18 protein-coding genes are annotated in these 21,829 nt (G+C 72.6%); 4 read left to right on the top strand and 14 right to left on the bottom strand.

Annotated features, from left to right (window positions below; all coding sequences use genetic code 11):
* Nucleotides 1-9 precede the first annotated feature (9 nt).
* Both ABT381_RS21590 and ABT381_RS21585 read right to left on the bottom strand, forming a co-directional pair.
* Nucleotides 10-1,806 (bottom strand): CocE/NonD family hydrolase, encoded by a 1,797-nt coding sequence (locus ABT381_RS21590; protein WP_467754608.1) that lies wholly within the window; start codon nt 1,804-1,806, stop codon nt 10-12.
* Nucleotides 1,807-1,942: 136 nt separating this feature from the next.
* Nucleotides 1,943-2,809 (bottom strand): alpha/beta fold hydrolase, encoded by an 867-nt coding sequence (locus ABT381_RS21585; protein WP_351596656.1) that lies wholly within the window; start codon nt 2,807-2,809, stop codon nt 1,943-1,945.
* A 64-nt stretch (nt 2,810-2,873) separates the two neighbouring features.
* Between ABT381_RS21585 and ABT381_RS21580 the strand changes: the two genes are divergently transcribed.
* Nucleotides 2,874-3,227 carry a MerR family transcriptional regulator gene (locus ABT381_RS21580; protein WP_351596653.1) on the top strand — a complete coding sequence of 118 codons (354 nt, stop codon included), beginning with the start codon at nt 2,874-2,876 and terminating at the stop codon, nt 3,225-3,227.
* 21 nt (nt 3,228-3,248) lie between these two features.
* Here ABT381_RS21580 and ABT381_RS21575 read toward each other — a convergent pair whose 3' ends face one another.
* The 4 genes from ABT381_RS21575 to ABT381_RS21560 all read right to left on the bottom strand — a co-directional run bounded on the left by ABT381_RS21575 (nt 3,249) and on the right by ABT381_RS21560 (nt 8,531).
* Nucleotides 3,249-4,187, bottom strand: coding sequence for a S66 peptidase family protein (locus ABT381_RS21575; protein ID WP_351596650.1), 939 nt, complete (start codon nt 4,185-4,187; stop codon nt 3,249-3,251).
* Nucleotides 4,184-6,202 carry a S9 family peptidase gene (locus ABT381_RS21570; protein WP_351596647.1) on the bottom strand — a complete coding sequence of 673 codons (2,019 nt, stop codon included), beginning with the start codon at nt 6,200-6,202 and terminating at the stop codon, nt 4,184-4,186. The genes ABT381_RS21575 and ABT381_RS21570 overlap by 4 nt, the downstream gene beginning before the upstream one ends.
* 90 nt (nt 6,203-6,292) lie before the next feature.
* A complete protein-coding gene (locus ABT381_RS21565; RefSeq protein WP_467754609.1) occupies nt 6,293-7,693 on the bottom strand; it encodes a M20/M25/M40 family metallo-hydrolase in 1,401 nt (466 codons plus the stop codon).
* Between the two features lie 4 nt (nt 7,694-7,697).
* The gene (locus ABT381_RS21560; protein ID WP_351596641.1) at nt 7,698-8,531 is read right to left on the bottom strand and encodes a M55 family metallopeptidase; all 834 of its coding nucleotides are present in this window, start codon (nt 8,529-8,531) and stop codon (nt 7,698-7,700) included.
* A 143-nt stretch (nt 8,532-8,674) separates the two neighbouring features.
* Here ABT381_RS21560 and ABT381_RS21555 point away from each other — a divergent pair, with 143 nt between their 5' ends.
* A complete protein-coding gene (locus tag ABT381_RS21555) occupies nt 8,675-9,106 on the top strand; it encodes a phosphatase domain-containing protein (RefSeq protein ID WP_351596639.1) in 432 nt (143 codons plus the stop codon).
* 30 nt (nt 9,107-9,136) lie between these two features.
* Here ABT381_RS21555 and ABT381_RS21550 read toward each other — a convergent pair whose 3' ends face one another.
* Nucleotides 9,137-9,763, bottom strand: a complete 627-nt coding sequence (locus ABT381_RS21550; RefSeq protein WP_351596637.1) for a LysE family translocator — start codon at nt 9,761-9,763, stop codon at nt 9,137-9,139.
* Nucleotides 9,764-9,884: 121 nt separating this feature from the next.
* On the opposite strand from ABT381_RS21550, the gene ABT381_RS21545 reads away from it, so the two are divergent.
* Nucleotides 9,885-10,337 (top strand): Lrp/AsnC family transcriptional regulator, encoded by a 453-nt coding sequence (locus tag ABT381_RS21545; protein ID WP_351596635.1) that lies wholly within the window; start codon nt 9,885-9,887, stop codon nt 10,335-10,337.
* Between the two features lie 65 nt (nt 10,338-10,402).
* Here the strand turns inward: ABT381_RS21545 and ABT381_RS21540 are convergent, their stop codons facing one another.
* The 7 genes from ABT381_RS21540 to ABT381_RS21510 form a co-directional block, all read right to left on the bottom strand.
* Nucleotides 10,403-10,810 (bottom strand): DUF779 domain-containing protein, encoded by a 408-nt coding sequence (locus ABT381_RS21540; protein WP_351596632.1) that lies wholly within the window; start codon nt 10,808-10,810, stop codon nt 10,403-10,405.
* Complete coding sequence (adh, locus tag ABT381_RS21535; protein WP_351596629.1) at nt 10,810-12,327, bottom strand: aldehyde dehydrogenase; 1,518 nt, start codon at nt 12,325-12,327, stop codon at nt 10,810-10,812. The genes ABT381_RS21540 and adh overlap by 1 nt, the downstream gene beginning before the upstream one ends.
* Before the next feature lie 74 nt (nt 12,328-12,401).
* Nucleotides 12,402-13,658, bottom strand: coding sequence for a GAF domain-containing protein (locus ABT381_RS21530; protein WP_351596626.1), 1,257 nt, complete (start codon nt 13,656-13,658; stop codon nt 12,402-12,404).
* A 180-nt stretch (nt 13,659-13,838) separates the two neighbouring features.
* The gene (locus ABT381_RS21525) at nt 13,839-14,564 is read right to left on the bottom strand and encodes a class I SAM-dependent methyltransferase (RefSeq protein WP_351596623.1); all 726 of its coding nucleotides are present in this window, start codon (nt 14,562-14,564) and stop codon (nt 13,839-13,841) included.
* A gap of 110 nt (nt 14,565-14,674) precedes the next feature.
* Complete coding sequence (locus ABT381_RS21520) at nt 14,675-17,161, bottom strand: ATP-binding SpoIIE family protein phosphatase (RefSeq protein ID WP_467754595.1); 2,487 nt, start codon at nt 17,159-17,161, stop codon at nt 14,675-14,677.
* A gap of 362 nt (nt 17,162-17,523) precedes the next feature.
* Complete coding sequence (locus tag ABT381_RS21515) at nt 17,524-19,923, bottom strand: MFS transporter (RefSeq protein ID WP_351596620.1); 2,400 nt, start codon at nt 19,921-19,923, stop codon at nt 17,524-17,526.
* A 233-nt stretch (nt 19,924-20,156) separates the two neighbouring features.
* On the bottom strand, nt 20,157-20,600 hold the full coding sequence (locus tag ABT381_RS21510; protein WP_351596617.1) for an SRPBCC family protein: 444 nt from the start codon (nt 20,598-20,600) through the stop codon (nt 20,157-20,159).
* 156 nt (nt 20,601-20,756) lie between these two features.
* Here ABT381_RS21510 and ABT381_RS21505 point away from each other — a divergent pair, with 156 nt between their 5' ends.
* Entirely contained in the window at nt 20,757-21,797 is a 1,041-nt protein-coding gene (locus tag ABT381_RS21505; RefSeq protein ID WP_351596614.1) for an Rv2578c family radical SAM protein, read from the top strand.
* Nucleotides 21,798-21,829: the final 32 nt, after the last annotated feature.

Here is a 21,829-nt window from a genome sequence, read left to right as displayed (position 1 = left end):
GGCTACCGGCTACTGGCCCGCCAGCGGGAGTTCGAGCGTCCCCGTGTCGTTCGGCGCACTGGTGACCGTGACCGGCTTGATGCCGCGGTTGCCGTAGTACGCCGTGTCGCTCGCCGCGATGACGAACTGCAGGCGGTGGCCCGGCTGGTAGCGGTGCACGATGGCGGGCAGCTCGACGGTGAAAGGGCGGGTCGCGTCCGGCACCCGCGCGGGCGCCACGAGCCGGTGCACGAGCGTCTTGGAGCCGTCCGGCGCGATGTCGTACAGCTTGGCGAAGAGGACCAGCTTGTCGGCCGCGTCGCCGGAGTTCTGCACCCGCTCGGTGCGCGGCGAGACGACCTTCAGGGTCGCCTTCGGGGCGCCCACCACGTCGACGGGCGCGCCCTCGACCGGCTCGGAGGTCCACCCCAGGTAGCTGCCCTTGAGGTCGTACGGCTCGGGGTCCTTCAGCCCGATGAGCCCCGCCAGCGAGCTCTCCGAGTGGCTGGTGGGCAGTAGCCCGTTGCGGTATTCGCGGCTGCCGCGCGCCACCTTCGACCGGTTGTCGACGAGCTTGCCGTCGCCGGAGAGGTACAGCTTCCAGGCGTCGCCGCTCGCGGGGAAGGCGGCCGACGTGCCGTACGTCTGCCCGACCGGCATCCAGTCCCGGTAGTAGGCGAACGCGGGCCCGGTGTCGGTGCCCTTCTTGTGCTGGAGGTAGCGGTCGAACCAGGCCAGGATGCGCTGCCCGACGTAGCTGGTGTCCAAGTTGCCTTCGGCGAGATTCAGTTCGCCGGAGGCCGGGTCGGTCATGCCGCCGCTGTGGCCCCAGGACTGCCAGATCATCTTGGCCTCGGTGCCCTGCGCCGTGAGCGTCCGGTAGGTGGCCGCCGCCTCGTTGAGGTTGAACAGGCTGTCCGCCTGGCCCTGGACCAGCAGCGTCGGTGCCTTGACGGACTTCAGGTACGAGACGGGGCTGACGCTGCGCGCGTAGTCGAGGATCGACTGCTTACTGTCGTCGGTATACCGGCCCGAGTCCAGCCAGCGCTTGGTCTCGCACGCCTTGGCGACGAAGTGCAGACAGCCGGCGCCGCCGAGCCGGGACGGGTCCAGGCTCGGGTTCAGCAGCCCCTGCGCCTCGCCGATGAGGAAGAACCCGTTGGTCCACTGGTGCTTGTACGCACCGGGTACGTCGTTGCTGACGCTGCCCGCCGGCTGGTCGGCGTTGTTGGGGTCCAAGGCGTAGGCCAGGTCGTTCCAGGTGATCAGGGGGACGAGCGCGTCCACGCGGTGATCGACGGAGGCGGTGGCCAGCTGGATCGCGCCGCCGTACGACCCGCCGATCATCCCGACGCGCGGATCGGCACTCTTTCCGGCGCCGCTGTCCTTCGTGACGTAGTCGACGCGGGTGCCGTCGTCCGCCGTGCGCGTACCGGCGAGGAAGTCGATGAGCTGACTTGCCGCCTGACCGTCGATCCGCGGGTCGTCGAGCGAGACCGGGCAGCCGGACTTGCCGAAGCCCAGGCCGGAGTAGGCCAGGCCGACGTAGCCGCGCTCGGCGAAGGCCTTGGCGGTGGCGGCGGTCGAGCCGTCCGCCTTGCTGCCGCCGAAGCCGTTGGTGGTCAGCACGGCGGGCGCGGGGTGCGCCGCGTCGACGCCGGCCGGGCGGTAGAGATCGGCGTCCACCGTGCAGTCGCGGTCGCCGGCCCGCACGGTCAGCTTCAGGGCGGTGACGTCGTACGGATCGGCGACCGCGGCCGCCGGCGCCGCGAGCGCGAGGGGGCTTGCCAGAGAGACGGCTGCCAACAGGGCGAGGGACGTGCGCAGAACGGGGCGGGACACTGCTGGGTACACGCTGACCTCCACAGAGACACGCCATACCTACCAGTCAGTACGGCGCGCTCATGGTCCGGCATGCATTTCGGACATGTCAACGGTGGTGACAGAAGATATTACTTGCCAGTCAGTTACCGCTGGTCACGGGGGAGTTGACGGGCTCGGCAAGAGTGACCGGCGCGGGGAGAGCGCCGAGGAACTTTCGGACGTGCCGCAGCCACGTCGCGCGGTCGGCCTCGTTCAGGATGTGGGCCGCGCCGGGCAGCTCGATCAGCTCGGCGCCCGCGATGCCGGCCGCCAAGCGGTACGAGCTGTCCGGGAGGACCAGCCTGTCGCCCATCGGCGCCACCACCAGCGCGGGCGCGGACACCTTTCCGAGGTCCGCCCGGACGTCCACGCGGGACACCAGGTCGAAGTGGTCCACCATCCCCGGCGGCATCCCGTCCAGGGTCCGGTCCACCAGCGCGTCGAGATCGGACGGCGCCAGGTCCGCCAGGTCCGCCCGCGACAAGCACGACACGCAGGCGAGTCGGGCCACCTCTTCCCAACGGCCCGCATCTGCCAGGGACTTGATGAGGTTCGCGGCCAGCGCCAGAACCGGGTCCGCGACCGGGAACCCGGCGGTGAGGACGAGCGCCCTGACCCGTGCGGGATGCCGGGTGGCGACCCGGACGGCCACGGCGCTCCCGAGCGATTCGCCGAGTACGGCGAACGACTCCTGCCCCGCCGCGACAGCGGCGGCGACCAGCTGGTCGGCGAGTACGTCCAGATCCAGCGGCTCGGTGGCCACAGGCGAGCCGCCCGCACCCGGGTAGTGAGGGCCGATGAGGGTGTGGTCGCGGGCGAGATCGTCGAGGACCAGACCGAAGTTGCCCGCGATGCCACCACCGGCACCGTGCGCGAGCAGCAGCGCGGGACCGCTGCCCTGGACGACGACGTCGAGGTGAGGGGTGGGAAGGGCGTGCTGTGAGTGCTGTGAGTGCTCAGCGTTCATGGCGACGACGCTAAACTCTGACACCAATGTCAGAGTCAAGTAGCAGCGCCGGGAGGCGAACCACGTGCGGATGAAGGAGATGGTCCGGCGTACGGGAGTCCACGAGCGGCTGCTGCGCTACTACGAGCAGCAGGGCCTGCTGGCACCGCGGCGACTGCCGAGTGGTTACCGGGTCTACGACGAGGCGGACGTGGAAACGGTGCGCCGTATCCGATGCCTGCTGGCGGCGGGGCTCACGACCTCGCTGATCGCAGAGGTACTGCCCTGCGTCCGTACGGACGACGGCCGTCTCCTGCCCACCTGTCCGGATCTCGTCGCCCGGCTGGAGCAGGAACGGGAGCGGATCAGCCGCGCCATCGGCGAGCTGCAGGCGTCCCGCGCGATGCTCGACACGGTCATCGCCGCCAAGCCCGGCTGACGGCCCGCGCCGGCGGAGTCGTCAGGTCAGTGGTGGTACGTCGAACGTCAGGGTGCACGCGTCCGCGTCGAGTGTGGCCGGTACGCCCAGGGGTACCGTCAGTGCCGAGTCGCCGTGGCCGAAGCCGAATTCCTCGACGACCGGTACCCCGAGGCCGCCCAGCCGGTCCGTCAGTACCGCACGGACCCGCTCGTACGGGCCGCAGCGTGCCCAGGAACCGAGCAGGACGCCGGTCACGCCGGTCAGCGTGCCGGAGCGGAGCAGTTGGGTCAGCGCGCGGTCGATGGCGTACGGCGCCTCGCCCACGTCCTCCAGCAGCAACAGGCCACCCGCCGCGTCCGGCCGGGCGCCCGGCGTGCCCGTCTCGCTCGCGAGCAGCGCCAGGCAGCCGCCGAAGGTGACGCCGCGCGCCCGGCCCGGTATCAGCGTGCGCGCCGTGCCGGGGGCCAGGGTCGTGACGGCCGGGTCCTCGGGGGTGAAGAGCGTGCGTCGCAGGTGGTCCCGGGTCGGCTCGTCCTTGAGGAAGATCTCGCCGGCCACCGCCGGGCCGTGCAGGGTCGCCACCCCGGCACGCAGCGCGAACGCCTCGTGCAGGACGGTCACATCGCTGAAGCCGATCAGCGGCTTGGGCGGCGCCGCCCGTATCGCCTCCCAGTCCAGCAGGTCGACCATGCGCTGGGCTCCGTACCCGCCGCGCGCCGCGAACACCGCCGCCACCGCCGGGTCGCACCAGGCGTCCTGGAGGTCGCGCGCGCGGCGCTCGTCCGGCGCCGCGAGGTACGTCAACTCCCCGTGTCCGGCGCGGACATGCGGCACCAGTACCGGGTCGAGGTCCCAGCCGCGCAGGATGTCGAGGCCGGCGTCCAGCCGCTCGGAGGCGACCGGGCCGCTCGGCGCGACGACGGCCACCCGGTCGCCGGGCCGGAGCCGGGGCGGCCGGATCCCCCGCAGCACGGTCATTTGCCCAGTTCCAGCGTCGGCACGTCCGTACGCGCGATGCCGAAGGTCTGCGCGTACAGGGACAGTTCGGCCTCGACGGCGCGCACGATGGTGTCCTCTCGGCGGAAGCCGTGGCCCTCGCCCTCGAAGGACAGATACGCGTGCGGGATGCCGCAGCGGGCGACCTCGGCGAGGAACCGCTCGGCCTGCGCGGGCGGGCAGATCACGTCGTCCAGGCCCTGGAGCAGCAGGAACGGCGCGGAGATCCGGTCCGCCTGATGCAGCGGCGAGCGGTCGCGGTACCGGTCGGGGACCTCGGCGAGCGGGCCGACCAGCGACTCCAGATACTGCGACTCGAAGTCGTGGGTCTCGCCGCCGGCCCAGGCCGCCAGGTCCAGTACCGGATAGCTGATCGTGCCGCAGGCGTAGAGGTCGGTGCCGGTCAGCGAGGCCGCGGTGGTCCAGCCGCCGGCGCTGCCGCCCCGGATCGCGAGCCGGGAGCGGTCGGCGGTGCCCTCGTCGGCCAGCGCCCGGGCGACCGCGGCGCAGTCCTCGACGTCCACCACGCCCCACTGCTCGCGCAGCCGCTCGCGGTACTCCCTGCCGTACCCCGTCGAGCCGCCGTAGTTGACCTCCGCCACGCCGAAGCCGCGCGAGGTGAAGTAGGCAATCTCCAGGTCGAGGACGAGCGGGGCGTGGCCGGTGGGGCCGCCGTGCGCCCACACCACGAAGGGGGCCGGCTCGCCGTCCGGCGGAGCGTGGGTGGGGCTGTGCGGCGGGTGGACGTGGGCGTGGATGTCCCGGCCGTCGGGGCCGGTGAACGTGCGGATCTGCGGCTCGGGGTAGTACGCGGGGTCCAGCGCGTCGACGTGCCGGGCGGCGATCACCCGCGAGCGGCCCGTCAGCGTGTCCAGCTCGACGATCTCGTACGCGCTGCGCGGACTGGCGGCGATGCCGATGACGCGGGTGCCGTGCACGGCGAGCGAGGGGGCCCACTCCGTCCACGGCCCGACCGCGTCGACCAGCTCGCCGGCGACCGGGTCCAGTATGCCGAGGCAGTTCGTGCCGTGGCCGTGGAGCGTGGCGATGGTGCCGCCCTCCAGCGGCAGGAACCAGCGCAGCCCGACCTTCCACAGCGGCCCGCCGAACTCCTCCCGCTGGACCGGATACAGGCGCCGGCCGGTCACCGTGCCGTCCCCCGCTCCCGCTCGTACCGCCGCCGGGTCCGGGTCGGCGCTCCGCAGCTCCCACCAGCCGTCGGTGTCCGAGACGTACAGCAGTGAGCCGTCCGCCGCCCACTCGATCTGCGCGACGGACTCGTCCTCGCCGCCGACCAGGGCGCGGGCGCCGGTGAACGCGCCGTCCTCCGTCACCTCGGCGACCATGACGACCGTGCCGTCCCACGGCATACGGGGGTGGTCCCAGGCGATCCAGGCGGCGCGGCGGCCGTCCGGGGAGAGCCGCGGCCCGGTGACGAAGCGGTGCCGGTCGTCACTCAACTCCCGTATGGCGCCCCGGTCTTGTGCGGCCGAGCCGTCCAGCGGCACGGCGGCGATCACCCGGCGCACGTCGGTCGGCCCCTCGCCCGTGAACTCCTCCAGCACGCACCACACTTCGCCGCGCTCCGGCAGCACGACCGGGTCCACCCACCGCAGGCCGCCGCCGACGGCGGAGACCGGAGTGAGCGGGCGCGGCTCGCCGCCGCCGTCCGGCGCGTACGCGTACAGCCGCTGGTCGGCGAAGTGGACGAAGACGACGAGGGGCGCGCCGTCCGCGTCCGGGGCGCCGGCCCAGGGCTGGCCGCCGTACTCGATGACCCGGCTGCGGACGTTCCACGGCGGGGGCAGCACCGACTCCTCCGCGCCCTCCGGCGTGCGCCGGACGAGCGCCCGGCGGCCGCCCTCCTCGGGGCGCGGCTCGGTCCACCACACCTCGTCGCCCACGACGCCGAGGTACTCGGGGCGGCCGTCGTGGGCGGCGACCAGCCGGGCGTCGATGGGCGACGGCCAGGCTCCGTAGGGCGCCGTGGTCACCATGGCGGTGTTCCTCTCAGTCCGTTCGGTCAGTCCGGTCCATGTCAGCGGCGCCCGGGCCGGGGCGCTCACCCCCGGTCCGGCCCGACGCGGTCACCCCGTGCTGCGCACCAGGAAGTCGTCCAGTACCCGCACGCCGAAGTGCAGTGCCTCCACCGGCACCCGCTCGTCGACGCCGTGGAAGAGCGCCTGGTAGTCGAAGCCCTCGGGCAGCTTGAGGGGCGAGAAGCCGTACCCCATGATGCCCAGCCGGGAGAACTGCTTGGCGTCCGTGCCCCCCGACATGCAGTACGGCACGACCTTTGCCTGCGGGTCGAAGCGCTCGATCGAGGCCCGCATCGCGGCGTACGTCGGCGCGTCCACCGGGGCCTGCAGCGCCACCTCGCCGTGGTGGAACTCCCACTCCACATGGGGGCCCGTGAGCCGGTCGAGGGTGGTGCGGAACTCCTCCTCGCCGCCGGGCAGCACCCGCCCGTCCACGAAGGCGGTGGCGCTTCCCGGGATCACATTGACCTTGTAACCGGCGTCCAGCATCGTCGGGTTGGCGCTGTTGCGCACGGTCGGCGCGACCAGATCGGCGGCCGGGCCGAGCGCGGCGAGCAGCGCGTCGACGTCGCGCGCGAGGTCGTGCGGATCGGTGGCGTCCAGCCGGGCCTCGACGCCGTGCAGCGCGGCCAGCTCGCGCAGCGCGGCGCGGACGGTGGGGGTGAGCCGCACCGGCCACTCGTGCTCGCCGATGCGGGCGATGGCGGCGGCGAGCCGGCTCACCGCGTTCGCGCCGTTCACCTTGGAGCCGTGGCCCGCCGTGCCCGTCGCCGTCAGCTTCAGCCAGGCCGTGCCCCGCTCCCCCGCCGCGATGGGGTACAGCTGCATCCCGTCGCCCGCGTGGAAGGTGAAGGCGCCCGACTCGCTGATGCCTTCGGTGCACCCTTCGAAGAGGCCCGGATGCTCGTCGGCGAGGAAGCCGGAGCCGTCCTCGGCGCTGGCCTCCTCGTCCGCGGTGAAGGCCAGCACGATGTCCCGCCGAGGCCGGACGCCGGCCCGCGCCCAGGCCCGCACGGCGGCCAGCACCATCGCGTCCATGTTCTTCATGTCGATCGCGCCGCGGCCCCAGACGACGCCGTCCCGAATCTCGCCGGAGAACGGGTGCACGCTCCAGTCGTGCGGCGCGGCGGGCACCACGTCCAGATGGCCGTGCACCAGCAGCGCGTCGGCGCCCGGATCGCTGCCCTCGATACGCGCCACGACGTTCGTCCGGCCCGGGCTGCGCTCCAGCAGGGTGGGCTCGATCCCGGCCTCGGCCAGCCGCTCCGCGACGTACTCGGCGGCCGGGCGCTCCTGGCAGTCCCCGCTCCCGCGGTTCGTGGTGTCGATGCGGATCAGCTCGGAGGTGAAGCGGACCACTTCGTCCAGCGCCTGGGCATCCACCGCGCTGTCCCGGCGGATGCCCGGCGCGGGTCTTTCGCCCGCGATCGCGTCCTCCACATCGATCATCTGCTCAGCCATACTGCTCCTCCACGGCGGACGAGACGAGGGTGGTGACCGCCTTGAAGCAGCGGATACCTTCGTACATGGTCGGGCTTTCGTAGCTGACGCGGCGGGTGCCGCTGCGCTCCACGCCCGGCACGCAGGTGGCGGCGCCCACCAAGTGCTCGGCGTCGAACTCCACTTCCACGGTGAACGGACCACGCCGCACGGGCTCGTGCCGCCGCGCCAGCGCCGCCGCTTCCCGGGCCGCGGCCCGGATGTCCGCGGCCGTGCGCGCGGGCGGCCGACAGACCGCCGCATACCGCGACACATAGTCCTTCACTGCGATGCCCCGCGCCCCGGGTGCGTACCCCTTGGCGTCCTCGCACGTCCGGTCGTCGCCGGTCACCAGGACCACCGGCACGCCGTACTCCGCGACCACGAGCGCGTTCAGATAGCCCTCGCTCGCCGGGGTCCCGTCGACCCATACGCCCGTGATCGAATTGGCGAGGTAGGTGTGCGCCAGCACGCCTTCCGTACCGGCGCCCGTGTGATAGCCGACGAAGGCTATGCCGTCCACGTCGCCGTGCTGCACGCCCTCGACCATGCTCAGCGACTTGTGCCGCCCGGTCAGCATCTGCGCCCGCTCGTCCAGCTGCTCCAGCAGCAGATTGCGCATCGTCCAATGCGCCTCATTGACGAGCACGTCGTCGGCGCCGCCGTCGAAGAATCCGGCGATCGCCGCATTGACGTCGGAGGTGAACAGGTGACGGCAGCGCTCCCACTGACTCGTCCCCGGCAGCACATCCGCAGGCCAGGTCACGCCGGTGGCGCCTTCCATGTCCGCGGAAATGAGGATCTTCATGAGCCGCACGTTACGCGACCGCGCAGGCTCCGACCATGCCTGTGGATAACTCCGGAGGTCCAGACCGATGGCGGTCCCCGGAGCCGTGCGGCGAAGGCCGCGAGCACCGCCCGCGGGGCGACTCGCGCCAGTACGGTGAGTGGGTGAACGAGACGTGGAGCGAGGGCGGTCCAGGGGTGCTGCGGCTGCCGTCAGGGCGGCTGGTGCGGGGGCGCGGGCTGCGGCGGCCGATGCCGGCGGGGCCGGTGCCGTCGTACGCCGTGTATCTGCTCGGCAAGGAGCCGCCCGAGGTGCCCTGGGAGGCGCGGTGGCTGCGCTGGCCGGACTTCTGGCTGCCCAGCGACGGACGGCAGCTCCGCGCGACGCTCGGCGAGGCGTGGGACCGGGCCGGGGCCGAACGGGTCGAGTTCGCCTGCGGCGGCGGCCGGGGGCGCACGGGGACGGCGCTGGCGTGCCTCGCCGTACTGGACGGCGTACCGCCGGAGCGTGCGGTGGAGTTCGTCCGCCGGAACTATGACCGCCATGCGGTCGAGACGCCGTGGCAGAAGCGGTACGTCCGGCGCTTCACGGCCTGACGGTGGCCGATGCGCGCCTCGCTCAGGCGGTCAGGCGGTCAGTCGCTCCACCAGCAGCAGGGCGCCGATCGCGAGCATGGCGACGCCCGAGACGCGGGTGACAGCGCGGGCGACGACCGGCCGGGCGCGCAGGACGGTACGGGCCAGCACGCCGACGCCCGTGTAGACCGCTCCGCAGTTGGCCATGTGCACCAGACCCAGTACGGCGATCTGCGCCGCCAGCGGCCAGCCGTTGCCGCTGTCGTGGGCGGCGGCGAACTGCGGGAGCAGCGCCACGAAGAGCAGCAGCGCCTTGGGGTTGAGTCCGCTGATGCCGGCGCCCTTGAGGAGCCTGGCTCCGGGGGCCGCGTCGGCGGGGACGTCGGCCGACGCGGGCGCCGCGGGCCGGACCAGTGTCATGACGCCGAGCCACATCAGGTACAGGGCGCCGAGCACCGTCAGGGCGGTGAGTACCGCCGGATTGCTCGCGACCACGGCTGCCAGGCCGGCGACCACCACCAGGGTGAGTCCCACATAGCCGAGCAGCAGGCCGCCGACCGCCGGGAGGACGGACCGGTCACGGAGACCGGCGGTGATCGCGTACGCCCAGTCCGCGCCCGGTACGAGGACGAGGAGAGCGGACACGGCCCAGAAGGCGGCTATGGAGCTGGCGGCCATGGAGCGGTTCTCTCAGTTCTTTGCTGTCGTGCGGCTTTCCCTGAGAAGAATAGTCGCGATGTGTCAGAAAGTGTTTCCAAACATTGCTGCTCAGCGGGCTTCCTGTGGAAGGATTCTCCCCATGGACGACATGGACCGGAAGATCCTTTCCGAGCTGCAGGAGGACGGGCGGCTGACCCTCACGGAGCTGGCGGGCCGGGTGGGGCTCAGCCTCTCGCCGTGCCACCGCCGGCTGCGGGAGCTGGAGCGCAGCGGCGCGATCCACGGCTACCGCGCGGTCGTGGACGCCGAGGCGGTCGGGCTGAAGTTCGAGGCGCTCGTCTTCGTGACCATGCGCCAGGAGGACCGCAGTACCGTCTCCGCCTTCGAGGAGGCCGTCGCGGACATCCCCCAGGTGCTGCAGGCGCAGCGCCTCTTCGGCGACCCCGACTACCTGCTGCGCATCGTCAGCGCCGACCTGCCGGCCTTCCAGCGGCTCTACGACGAGAAGCTGGCGACGCTCCCGGGCGTGCAGCGGCTCAGCTCCACGCTCGTGATGAAGCACGTCGTGTACGAACGTCCGCTGCCCGCGTGACGTACGCACACCACGTACGCGGCCGCGCGGCCCGAAGGCGCGCGGCCGCGTACGAAGGCGGGCTCTCAGCCGGACGTGTCGGCTCCCGTGGGGAGCGGCGGCTCGGCGTCGATGTGCGCCAGCTCCTCGTCGGTGAGCAGCCGGGAGCGGATGAGGAAGCGGACCCCCTCGGGGGCCTCCAGCGAGAAGCCGCTGCCCCTGCCCGGCACCACGTCGACGGTGAGGTGGGTGTGCCGCCAGTAGGTGTACTGGTCGGCGCTCATCCAGAAGGGCACGTCGTCGCCGAAGACGTGACCGAGGAGGACGTCGGCGCCGCCGACCCGGAACTCACCGCGCGGGTAGCACATCGGGGCGCTGCCGTCGCAGCAGCCGCCGGACTGGTGGAACATCACCGGACCGTGGGTCTCCGTCAGCCGGCGCACGAGATCCTCGGCGGCCGGCGTCAGGTCGACGCGTCGGGTGAGGCCGCCCATCAGAAGAACCCGAGCTTCTTCGCCGAGTAGCTGACCAGCAGATTCTTGGTCTGCTGGTAGTGGTCGAGCATCATCTTGTGGTTCTCGCGGCCGATGCCGGAATTCTTGTACCCGCCGAACGCCGCGTGCGCCGGGTACGCGTGGTAGCAGTTGGTCCACACCCGGCCCGCCTTGATCTCGCGGCCGAGGCGGTAGGCGGTGTTGCCGTCCCGGGACCAGACGCCGGCGCCCAGGCCGTACAGCGTGTCGTTGGCGATCTTCAGGGCCTCGTCGACCGAGTCGTACGTGGTGACCGAGACGACCGGGCCGAAGATCTCCTCCTGGAAGATCCGCATGTCGTTGGTGCCGCGGAAGATGGTCGGCTCGATGTAGTAGCCGCCCTCGTGGCCGGGCACGGTGCGCGAGGAGCCGCCGGTGACCAGCTCGGCGCCCTCCTTCTTGCCGATGTCGATGTAGGAGAGGATCTTCTCGAACTGGTCGTTGCTGGCCTGCGCGCCGATCATGGTCGCCGGGTCGAGCGGGCTGCCGCTGGTGATGGCCTTCGTCCGCTCCACGCAGCGGGCCATGAACTCGTCGTAGATCGAGGCGTGGATCAGGGCGCGGGACGGACAGGTGCAGACCTCGCCCTGATTCAGCGCGAACATCACGAAGCCCTCGACGGCCTTGTCCAGGAAGTCGTCGTCGGCGGCCATCACATCGGGCAGGAAGATGTTCGGGCTCTTGCCGCCCAGCTCCAGCGTGACCGGGATGATGTTCTCGCTGGCGTACTGCATGATCAGGCGCCCGGTCGTGGTCTCGCCGGTGAACGCCACCTTGGCGATCCGCGGGCTGGACGCCAGCGGCTTGCCGGCTTCCACGCCGAAGCCGTTGACGACGTTGACCACGCCCGGCGGCAGCAGGTCGGCGATCAGCTCCATGAGGACCAGGATGCTGGCGGGGGTCTGCTCGGCGGGCTTGATGACCACGCAGTTGCCGGCCGCGAGGGCGGGCGCGAGCTTCCAGGTGGCCATCAGCAGCGGGAAGTTCCACGGGATGATCTGGCCGACCACGCCGAGCGGCTCGTGGAAGTGGTACGCGACGGTGTCGGCGTCGATCTCCGAGATCGACCCTTCCTGGCCGCGCACGGCGCCCGCGAAGTAGCGGAAGTGGTCCACGGCCAGCGGCAGGTCGGCGGCCAGGGTCTCGCGGACCGGCTTGCCGTTCTCCCAGGTCTCGGCGACCGCGAGCTTCTCGAGATGCTCCTCGATGCGGTCGGCGATCTTGTTGAGGATGTTGGCCCGCTCCGTGGTCGAGGTGCGGCTCCACTTCGCGGCCGCCGCGTGCGCGGCGTCCAGCGCGAGGTCGACGTCGGCCGCCGTGGACCGCGCGACCTGGGTGAACGTCCGGCCGTCCACCGGCGAGGGGTTGTCGAAGTACTGGCCCTTGACCGGGGCGACCCAGTCGCCGCCGATGAAATTGTCGTAACGCTGCTTGAAGCTGACGATGCTGCCTTCTGTACCGGGCTGCGCGTACACCATTGTCGGCGCTCCTCGGGGAGTACGGATGCGGGTGCGGCACACCCTCACGCGGTGAGGTTGGCGAAAGGTTGGCGTCAGTCGCGGAGTGCTGTGCTCAGGCGGCCTGCCGCGAGGGCGCGGCGGGGGTCGTGCGGGGGCAGGACGCGCAGCGCGTGCTGGTGGATCTCGGCGTCGTGCGGGGCGCGTGCGCCGTAGGTGAGGGCGTGCTCCGGTACGGGGCTGGTCAGGACGGCCTCGCGGACGGCGACCTCCAGGTGCTCGCGCCAGGCGAGGATGCCCGGCGCCTCGGAGTGCGGCAGCAGCGGGCCCCGGTAGCGGGCGAGTGCGGCGTCGGTGTCGCCCGCCTCCAGTGCCCGCAGTACCTGGACGGCGTCACAGGCGAGCGGGGTGGTCAGGGTGTACGTGCGGGTGGTGATCGCGCCGCCGAGGGCGCGGCGCAGGTGGGAGACCTCCGCTTTGAAGGTGGAGGCGGTCACCGGGCGTTCGCCGTACAGCGCGTCCCGCAGCCGTTCGGGGGTGTAGCCCGCGGGTTCCAGCGCGAGCAGGGTGAGGATCTCCAGCTGGCGGGGGCGCAGCCGCAGCCGGGCGCCGGCGCGCACGGCCTCCTCGGCGCCGAGGCAGGTCAGCCGTACGCCGGCCGCGCTGTTCGCATCCGTACCGCTTCGCTGCCGCCCGCCGAGATCGGCCCGGAGCCGGGTCTCGATCGTGGACACCAGACTGCGGACGGTCGACATGGCCAGCGGATGCGAGCGGTCCCAGGTGGTGGAGAGGTCCAGGACGCCGAGGATGCGGCCGTCGGGGGCGTGGATCGGGGCGCAGTAACAGGCCCAGCCGTGCAGCGCGGCGACCAGGTGCTCGGCGGAGAAGACGGCGCTGGGGCGGCCGGTGCGCAGCGCGAGGGAGAGGGCGTTGGTGCCCATGGCGGTCTCGTCCCAGCGGCCGCCGGGCGCGAAGTTGACCTGCTCGGCGCGGCGTCGCATGACGCGGCCGCCGCAGGTCCACAGCAGCGTGCCGGACTCGTCGGTGACGCCCGCGACGAAGCCCGCGTCGTCCGCGATGCTGTTCAGCTCGTCCGCGAGATCGCTGACCGGGCGGCGCAGCGGGGAGTCGGCCCAGCGGGGGCGTACCTCGCCGCCGTCGGTGACCGGGGCGCTGCCGACGCCGGGGTCCACCGTGTGCAGCGAGCGGACCCAGGAGTCGGTCACCTCGGGGCGCAGCGGCGCCTTCCCGTCCAGCGCCCGCCGGGCCGCGCGCAGCTCCGGAACCCAGCGGGACCATTCGCTCTCCAGCGCGGCTCTGCGCTGCCGGAGGTCACTGCGCACTGATGACATGGGCGTCCCGAACCTCGTCGTCTCCAGTAGGACCACCGATCCACCGGCTCACCGGCCACCGGCCCACCGATCCACCGATCCACCGTAGGAAGCTGTGCCCAAAAGTAGTGCGTGTCGTGCGCGGGGCACAGACCCCGGGCCGAGGAGACGCGCGTGCCGCCGCCCGGCGGAGGCGGCCTCTCACGCCACCCGCGGTCTCGCCACCAGCCAGTTGGTGGGGACCTCGACCGGGGTGCCGTCGGGACGGATCTCGGTGGTGATCAGCGGGAGGCGGCCGGAGCCGGCCGTCTCCAGGCCCTGGCCGGCCAGCAGCTCCGGGATGACGCCGTCGGGCATCTCGGCGGGCGCGATGCCGTGGGAGAAGATCGCGCGGATCCTGGCCGGGGGCCCCTCGGGGCGCTGTGCCAGGGCCATCAGGACGTCCTTGGCGTCCTCGGACAGCTCGACGAGGAAGAGCCGGCCGTGCTTGCCGAGGAGGCGGGCGATGTTCTCGACGATGCGCGGCCGGTCCTCGGGGGCGCACTGGTGCAGGACGCCGCGCATGTAGACGTTCGCCTCGCCCACGTCCTCGTGCAGCGCCCGTATCTGCCCGGCGTCCGCCGCGTCCACCTGGCGAAATTCGGCCACCCGGTCAGGGTCCTCCCTACGGGCCCGATCAATTGCGGACGCCGAGACGTCAATACCGATCGCGCGTGGGTACTGTCCGGCCAGGAAGCGGGTCTGCGTACCATTCCCGCAGCCCAGATCGATCACCGGCAGCGCCGGGTCGAAGTGCTCGGCGAAGAGCGGGAGATGGCGGGCGACCGCCAGGGACGGTGCGGTGTCCCAGAAGACCTCGCCCTCGCCCGTCGGCGCATCGCGCCAGAAGCCTTCCCATGCCGTCGGATCGTGGCTCGATGCGCTCATGGCCAATTGCTACTGCCGACGCTCGGCAGGCCGCAAGAGTGGTAACGGTTCTTTCAGGAGTGATAGCCGCTGTTTCACCCAATGTTCGAACGTGATGCGCGTCGCACCCGCTAGCGTGATGCGCGTCGCACGCGCGGCAGCGACTGTTCGAACCACACCGTCTTGCCCGTGGACGTCCGGCTCGTACCCCACTCATGGGCCAGCCGGCTCACCACCCGCAGCCCGCGCCCGAATTCGTCCTCGTCACCCACGCTCAGCAGCTGCGGCAGGCTGTGGTCGTCGTCCGACACCTCGCACAGCAGCGCGTCCGTACGCACCAGGCGCAACACGACGTGCTGGGTGTGGGCGTGCCGTACGGCATTGGTCACGACCTCGCTGACCAGCAGCTCGGCGGTGTCTGCCGCGGACTCCAGGCCCCAGGCGGCCAGTTGGCCGCGGACCAGCCTCCGGGCCCGGGAGACCTCCTCGGCCGCTATCGGCAGCCGCCACTCCGCGACGTCCGCGCGCTCGATGCCGTTCAGCCGGGCCATCAGCAGCGCCACGTCGTCCTTGCGGCCGCCCCGGCCCTGGTTCAACGTCGTCGCGAGCGCGCGGATGATCGTGTCGCAGGCTTCGTCCATGGAGGCGGCCGGGTGCGCCGCGGACTCCGCGAGCGCCGCGAGCCCGACGCCGATGTCCTCGCCCCGCACCTCGACCAGCCCGTCCGTGCACAGCACCAGCCGGTCGCCGGGCGCGACGGGCACGGTCACCGCGTCGAACGGCACGCCGCCGACGCCGATCGGCGCGCCCGTCGGCAGGTCGAGCAGCTCGCTGCGGCCGTCGGCGGCGCGCACGATCACCGGTGGGATGTGCCCGGCGTTGGCGATGGTCAGCCGGGACTCGATCGGGTCGTAGACGACGTACAGACACGTCGCGAGGTAGTTGTCGCCGAGGCGCTGGGCGAGGTCGTCCAGGCTGCGCAGCAGCTGCGCCGGCTGCATGTCGATGGCGGCCATCGTCTGCACGGCCGTACGCAACTGGCCCATCATCGCGGCGGAGTTGAGGCCGTGCCCCATGACGTCGCCGACCACCAGCGCCGTACGGGAGCCGGGCAGCTTGATCGTGTCGAACCAGTCGCCGCCGACCCGGCCGAGGCGGGTGCCGGGCAGATAGCGGGTGGCGGTGTCGCAGCCCGCCATCCGGGGCTCGATGTGCGGGAGCATGCTGTCCTGCAGCGTCTCCGCGACGTTCTCCTGGTACGTGTACATGCGGGCGTTGTCGAGCACGAGGCCCGCGCGGGCGGCCAGTTCGGCGCCCGTGACCCGGTCCATGTCGTTGAATTCCGTACGCTCCGGGTGGCGCAGCAGGATCATGAAGCCCAGTACGACGTTCCGCGCCTTCAGGGGCACGACCAGCATGGAGCGCAGGTTGATCAGCGGGCTGATGTCGCGCTTCTCGAACTGCGCCGCGATGGCGTTGCCCATCTCCTCGCTGATCCGCGGGATCAGCACGGGCTGGCCGCTGGTCATGCACTGGAAGAACGGCGTGTGGGCGGGGAACGGCATGGACTCGCCGACCGGCACCACGTCGTCCCAGCGGCCCGGCTCGTCGTTGTGCTCCACCGCGACGCGGTGCCACATGGTCGTGCTGTCCGGCGGACCGTCGGGGAAGCCCTCGCCGGCGATGACCTGCTCGCGCAGATACGTGCCGGCGACGTCGGTGAAGCGCGGTACGACCGCCTCGCTGACCTCCTGGATCGTGCGGGCCAGGTCGAGGGAGGAACCGATGCGGCCCGAGACCTCGTTCAGGAACTCCAGGCGCTCGCGGACCGCGGCGTATTCGAGGTCGGACTCCAGCTCGGCGGCGGCCGCCGCGGCGGTCTGCGGGTCGGCGGCCTCGGCGGCGGTGCGCAGCAGCCGCGCCCGCCGCTCGACGCGCCGGGGCACGCCCCAGTCGGGCGTGACCGGAAAGCGCTCCTGCTGGCTGATCTCCAGTACGGGATAGCCCAGTTCGAGTACCTGGGAGACGATGCGGGCGCTCTCCTGCGGGCTCATGCTCGGCAGGATCTCGGGCAGCCGCCGGGCCAGGTCGTGGGAGCCGGGGAAGTCCGTGTGCAGCGCGAAACCTGGCGCGAATCGCTCGCGGTCCCGCGCGTCCTGTTCCGCGCTCTCGCCGTGCAGCTGACCGGCGTCGGCCGCCAGCACGAGCAGCCGCTCGTCCCCCGGTCCGACCAGGGGATACGCCCACCACAGCAGGTCGACGCGGCCGCGCTCCGGGTCCGTCGTACGGGCCCGTCCGGCGCGTGGATACGACGTCTCGCCGCCGAGCGCGGACTCCAGGTCGGGGCCGTGCGGGTCCTCGGCGCCGTCCGCGCTGTGCCATTCGTCCGAACCGAGCGCGCCCGAGACGGGCATCAGGTCCACGGCGGGCGCGCCCACCGCCTCCTCGCGCGAGGGGCCGAAGAGCCGGCGTGCGCCCCGGCTCCAGTGGGACACCAGACCGCGGGCGTCGACCACGACGACGGCCAGGGGGATCCGGCCGGGCTCGGGGTCCCGCGGCGCGGGCACCCCTGGTGCCGCGCTCACCATGTCGTCGCCGTGCGACGGGCCACGCTCCATGGGCGGTTGCTCCTTCGTACGCGTACGCATGATCTGCGTCCCGCTACCACGGTACGGCCACACGCTGCCCGGCGGGGCGCATTCCACGAAGTGCGGCACCCGGGGCACAGGCCGTGCTGCCTCGCATTACTCCCGGACGAACGTGCTCGCTCAGCACTGCGCAGCCCTCCCTGTGGCCCCATGGACGACGGTCGTCCATGGGCACGGGACCGTAGCGGAAAGGAGCGCCGCGCGGTGGCCGCGGACGCACGAGGGTGCATATTTCCGCCTCGTGCGCGCCGCGGATGCGCGTGCACTCCGGGAGTACGCGCGGCCGTGAGCGCACCCGGCCGCGCCCTCAGAAGCGCCCATCGGCCCAGGGGTCAGTCCTCGTGCCCCAGTTGGAGATCGCGTTCCGTGCGGCCGCCGCCCGCGACCTGGAGGACCGTGGCGACCGGCGGATAGCCCGCGGCGATGACGGTGTACTCGCCGGCCGCCAGGTCCACGAACCGGAACAGGCCGTCAGGCCCCGTGGTCGCGGTGTCCACGACATTGCCGCCCGCGTCCAGGAGCGTGACCCGGGCGTCCTCAACGGGCCGCCCGCCACCGGCCCGTACGGTACCGCGCAGCACGGCGCCGCCTGCCAGCTCGACATCCTGCCGGGTCTCGCGGGACGCCTGGACGGTCACCGGGAGCGCGGCGGGCCGGAACGCGGGGGCGCTGGAGGCGAGCGTGTACTCCCCCGCCACCAGCTCGCCGATCACGTACCCGCCCTCGCGCCCGCTGCGCGTCGTCGCCACGACCTCGCCGCGCACGTCCGTCAGCGTCACCATGGCGTCGCGCACGGGCGTGCCGTCGGCCGTGGTGACCGTGCCCGCGAGCCGTCCCGCGCCGCCCAGCACCACGTCCAGGTCGACGGGCCGGTCCCCGACCGTGACGCTGACGGCCTGCGGCTGGTGGCCGCCGGCCGACGCGATCAGTACGTAGGCGCCGGTGCCCGGGGTGCTCAGCGCGTACCGACCGTCCTCGCCGGTCGCGCCGCGTCCGATCTGCCGGCCGGAGACGTCGATGAGGGTGAGCGCGGCGCGCGGGACGACGGAGCCGTCGTGGTGCTGCACGGTGCCGCAGACCGGGACGCCGGCCGGGGTGTACGGCGCCGCGGCGGGCGCGGTGCGGGCGGCGGGGACGGTCGCGACGGCCTCCGCGCTCCCCTCACCGAGTGTGCTGTGCGGGCCGTGCGGGGAGTGGGGAGCGTGGGTCACCAGGGGGTTCTCCTTGAGGAAGAAGGCGAGCAGGAGCCCGATGAGGAGCACGGGCACGAGGTAACGGAAGGTGCCGGGCACGGCCTGGAGGTACGCGGCGACGGGGCCGTCGTGCAGCGGGCCCGGCACGGTGAGGGGGCGGGCCGCGCGCTCGGCCAGGACGGCGGCCAGGACGGCCACCAGGACGGCTACGCCGGCGCTGCCGCCGAGCTGCCGGACGTAGGCGCCGGGGGTGGTGGTGCGGCCGGTACGCCGTGCGGAGCGCCGTACGGCGTGCGCGAGGACGGCCAGGACGAAGCCGAGACCGAGGCCGAGGATGCCCGTCCAGAGGCCGTACGTGGCGCGGCCGGTGTCGGCGCGCAGATGGGACAGCAGCCACATGCCCTCGGCGGCCAGCGCGCAGCCCAGTACGGCGAAGACCCGGTGGTGTCCGGTACGGCCGATGAGGCGGGCCGCGACGGCGGCGGCGAGCACGGCGGCGCAGGTCATGGGCAGCATGAGCAGCCCCGCCCCGGTGGCCGAGGCGCCGCCGGCCGCGTGCGGGAAGGCCGGGATGTGGCCTGCGGCCCCGTGGAGGGCGATGCCGAGGACGGCGCCGACCGGGCCGGTGACGCGGAAGACCGGGTCGCGGAGGAGGCCGAGCGGCAGGATCGGTTCGGCGGCGAAGTGTTCGACGGCCACGAAGAGCAGGGCGCTGCCGAGCGCGCCGCAGCCGAGCCCGAGGACGACGCGCGAGTCCCAGGCGTACGACGTACCGCCCCAACTGACCAGCAGGGCAAGGCAGGCGGCGAGGACGGCGAGCAGCAGGACGCCGAGGATGTCCGGCCGCGGGCGGCGGGCCGCCCGGGGCAGCCTCAGCGCGACGGCGAGGACGAGGAAGACGGCTGCCCCTACAGGGACGTTGAGGGTGAAGCACCAGCGCCAGGAGGCGTGGTCGGCGAGGAGGCCGCCGAGCACCGGGCCCGCGACGGCGGCGAGCCCGAAGACGGCAGCGGCCAGCCCGAGGGCGCGACCGCGTGCGCGCGGTGGCACGAGTGCGGCGAGGGCGGCCTGTACGCCGGCCATGACGCCACCGGCGCCGAAGCCCTGGACCGCGCGGAAGGCGGTCAGTTCGCCCATCGTGCGCGCCTGGCCGGCCGACGCAGCGCCGGCGATGAAGACCAGGAGCGCGAGGAGGAGGGCCGGCTTGCGGCCCAGGTGGTCGCCCAGCCTGCCGAGGAGCGGCAGGCCGACGGCCGCGGCGAGGAGGTACGACGTCACCGCCCAGGACATCCGGTCCGGCGCGCGCAGTGCGCCCGCGATCTCCGGGAGCGGGGCGGCGACGATCGTCTGGCCGAGCGCCGCGAGCAGCAGCGCGGGGAGCAGGCCGAGGAGCAGTACCGGGCGGAAGCGGCGGGGTCCGGGCCGCTCAGGCGCGTGACCGGGCTCCGGAGGGCCGCCGGTGTCCGGTACGGCCGTCACCGCTCCGGACGCCGGCGGACCCGACCTCTCGTCCGGCTCCGCCAGGATGGTCCCGCCCACGTGCTGCTCCCCTCGTCACGCCTGTGCCGCGCCCTGTTCTCGCATCGGGCGACAACTGCGATCAAGCGTGAGGAATCGGAGCGTTCGGGGCGGGACCGCCTTCAACGGCCTTACGGGAGCGCCGTATCAGGCCCTCATCAGGGCTTTAGCTCCCGGACCACGGGCGTCCCACGTCATGCGGGCACGACGGAAAACCACCCGATCCGGTGAGCCCTCCAGAGCCTTTGGGAGCGTCACTTCTCCACGTGCGCCGCGAGGTTGGCGAGGATCGCGTCGTAGATCCGGCCGAGGCCCTTGGGCGCGAAGGTCCGCTCGAAGAAGCCGCCGACGCCGCCCGCGCCCTGCCAGGTGGTGGTGACGGTGACCCGGGCGCGGTTCTCGCCCGCGGGGGTGACGGTCCAGGTGGTCACCATCGAGGAGTTGCGGTCCTTCTCGACGAGCTGCCCGTCGGCCGGCTCGTCGACCTCCAGCAGGCAGTCGCGGACGCGCTTGCTGGTCGCCTGGAGCTTCCAGTGCACCAGGGTGCCCTTGCCGTCGCCGCCCTCGCGGACCTCGTACTCGCTGAAGTGCTCGGGCAGCAGCTTCGGGCGGGTGCCGGAGTAGTCCGCGAGCGCGTCGAAGACGTCCTCCGGCTTCGCCGCGATCTCCCGCTGCGTGGTGGCTTCGACCTGGCCCATGTGTGCTGCCCTCCGGTGCTCGCTCGCTGCTCGTGCGCTGTGCGGGGCAAGCCAACCACTCCGGCGCGGCGCGCCCAAATCCGGGTTGACAGCAATAAAGGGAACGCTTGTTCTATTATCTCGAGCGGGGGCCGGCACCACCCAAGAGGAGGCGCGATGCGCTGGGAGAATCTGAGCGAGCACACGGCGGACCCGTCGGGCCCGCCGCGCACGGCCGCGCTCTTCGGTACGGACGTGGTCAGCCGGACCATCGACACCCCGGAGTTCCGCGGGGTGACCTTCCATGAGGTACGCGCCCGTTCGATCGTGAACCGCGTGCCGGGCGCCTCCCGTATGCCGTTCGAATGGACGGTAAACCCGTACAGAGGGTGCACTCACGCCTGCGTGTACTGCTTCGCCAGGCGTACGCACAGCTACCTCGACCTGGACACCGGCCTCGGCTTCGACAGCCAGATCGTGGTGAAGGTCAACGCGCCCGACCTGCTGAGACGCGAGCTGTCCGGCAGACGCTGGCGCGGCGACCACATCGCCATGGGCACGAACGTCGACTGCTACCAGCGGGCGGAGGGCCGGTATCAACTGATGCCCGGCATCATCGAGACCCTCCGGGAGCACGCGAACCCCTTCTCCATCCTCACCAAGGGCACGCTGATCCTCCGCGACCTGGACCTGCTGCGCTCGGCCGCCGAGGTCACCGATGTCGGCATCTCGATGTCGGTCGGCTTCCTGGACCGCGAGCTGTGGCGCACGGTCGAGCCCGGCACGCCGTCCCCGGAGCGCCGCCTGGACACGGTGCGCACCCTGACCGGGCACGGCATCGGATGCGGCGTCCTGATGGCCCCGGTCATCCCCTTCCTGGGCGACCATCCCGACCAGCTGCGCGCCACCGTACGGGCCGTCGCGGCGGCCGGCGCGTCCTCCGTGACGCCGCTGGTGCTGCACCTCCGGCCGGGCGCCCGCGAGTGGTTCATGGCCTGGCTGGGCGAGCACCACCCGCACCTGGTGCGGCGGTACGAGCAGCTGTACGCGGGCGGCGCGTACGCCCCCAAGTGGTACCAACGGCGGATCACCCGCCAGGTCCACGAGCTGGCCACCGAGTACGGCATCGGCCCGTCCCACGCCGCCGCCCACCGCCGCGTCCCGCCCCAGCGCACCCCGGCCGCCACTGACACGCCCACGCAGCTCACCCTCCTGTGAGCCCGCGCCCCGGCCCCGGCTCAGCCGGCCCC

Source organism: Streptomyces sp. NPDC000151 (assembly GCF_040301705.1).
Taxonomy (GTDB): Bacteria; Actinomycetota; Actinomycetes; order Streptomycetales; family Streptomycetaceae; genus Streptomyces.
The sequence above is the reverse complement of the archived record's forward strand: the minus strand, read 5'-3'. Positions and strand labels throughout refer to the sequence as shown.

What these genes read in the sequence shown, in the direction of transcription:
- ABT381_RS21585 (WP_351596656.1), bottom strand. Translation starts at nt 2,809, where the DNA reads ATGAACGCTGAGCACTCACAGCACTCACAGCACGCCCTTCCCACCCCT.
- ABT381_RS21575 (WP_351596650.1), bottom strand. Translation starts at nt 4,187, where the DNA reads ATGACCGTGCTGCGGGGGATCCGGCCGCCCCGGCTCCGGCCCGGCGAC.
- ABT381_RS21570 (WP_351596647.1), bottom strand. Translation starts at nt 6,202, where the DNA reads ATGGTGACCACGGCGCCCTACGGAGCCTGGCCGTCGCCCATCGACGCC.
- ABT381_RS21565 (WP_467754609.1), bottom strand. Translation starts at nt 7,693, where the DNA reads ATGATCGATGTGGAGGACGCGATCGCGGGCGAAAGACCCGCGCCGGGC.
- ABT381_RS21560 (WP_351596641.1), bottom strand. Translation starts at nt 8,531, where the DNA reads ATGAAGATCCTCATTTCCGCGGACATGGAAGGCGCCACCGGCGTGACC.
- ABT381_RS21550 (WP_351596637.1), bottom strand. Translation starts at nt 9,763, where the DNA reads ATGGCCGCCAGCTCCATAGCCGCCTTCTGGGCCGTGTCCGCTCTCCTC.
- ABT381_RS21545 (WP_351596635.1), top strand. Translation starts at nt 9,885, where the DNA reads ATGGACGACATGGACCGGAAGATCCTTTCCGAGCTGCAGGAGGACGGG.
- ABT381_RS21540 (WP_351596632.1), bottom strand. Translation starts at nt 10,810, where the DNA reads ATGGGCGGCCTCACCCGACGCGTCGACCTGACGCCGGCCGCCGAGGAT.
- adh (WP_351596629.1), bottom strand. Translation starts at nt 12,327, where the DNA reads ATGGTGTACGCGCAGCCCGGTACAGAAGGCAGCATCGTCAGCTTCAAG.
- ABT381_RS21530 (WP_351596626.1), bottom strand. Translation starts at nt 13,658, where the DNA reads ATGTCATCAGTGCGCAGTGACCTCCGGCAGCGCAGAGCCGCGCTGGAG.
- ABT381_RS21525 (WP_351596623.1), bottom strand. Translation starts at nt 14,564, where the DNA reads ATGAGCGCATCGAGCCACGATCCGACGGCATGGGAAGGCTTCTGGCGC.
- ABT381_RS21520 (WP_467754595.1), bottom strand. Translation starts at nt 17,161, where the DNA reads ATGGAGCGTGGCCCGTCGCACGGCGACGACATGGTGAGCGCGGCACCA.
- ABT381_RS21510 (WP_351596617.1), bottom strand. Translation starts at nt 20,600, where the DNA reads ATGGGCCAGGTCGAAGCCACCACGCAGCGGGAGATCGCGGCGAAGCCG.
- ABT381_RS21505 (WP_351596614.1), top strand. Translation starts at nt 20,757, where the DNA reads ATGCGCTGGGAGAATCTGAGCGAGCACACGGCGGACCCGTCGGGCCCG.